This is a genomic window from Mesorhizobium sp. YIM 152430 (assembly GCF_029210365.1).
Lineage (GTDB): Bacteria > Pseudomonadota > Alphaproteobacteria > Rhizobiales > Rhizobiaceae > Aliihoeflea.
In genome coordinates, this window is record NZ_JARGES010000060.1 from 1 (window position 1) to 611 (window position 611).

Genomic DNA, 611 nt, shown 5'->3' on the forward strand with positions numbered 1-611 from the left:
GCTGCACGGGCGGGCTCGTCTGTCCCGCTCAGGCGGTCGAGCGCATCCGCCATTTCGTTTCGCGCAACGCGATGGACATCGAAGGTCTCGGCGAAAAGCAGGTCGAGTTCTTCTACAACCACCCGGACCCCGCATTCCAGATCAAGACGCCAGCCGAGATATTCACGCTGAAGGCCCGGCAGGAAAAATCGCTCGCCAAGCTGGAAAATGTCGACGGCTTCGGCGCGGTATCGGTGAAGAAACTCTTCGCCGCCATCGACGAGCGCCGCCGCGTCGAGCATTCGCGCTTCCTGTTCGGCCTCGGCATCCGCCATATCGGCGAGACCAACGCCAGGCGCCTGGCACGCCATTTCCTCAGCTTCGATGCCCTGCGCGCGGCGGCGGAAGCGACGAGGATGCCTGAAGGCAAGGGCGATCCCGGCAACGCCGAGTGNAGGCGCTGGTCGAGTTCTTCGCCGAAACGCACAATCGCGAGGCGGTCGAGGCGCTTTTGAAGGAAGTCGACCCGCAGGACGAGGAAGCCCCGCAGACGGTGGCCTCGCCGGTGACGGGCAAGACGGTCGTCTTCACCGGCTCGCTCGAAAAAATGTCGCGCGACGAGGCGAAGGCCA

The 611-nt window shown here is 64.4% G+C and carries 1 pseudogene; it reads left to right on the forward strand.

What is annotated here, in order from left to right:
* Positions 1-611: pseudogene (locus PZ895_RS19345) on the forward strand (helix-hairpin-helix domain-containing protein); the annotation flags it as partial.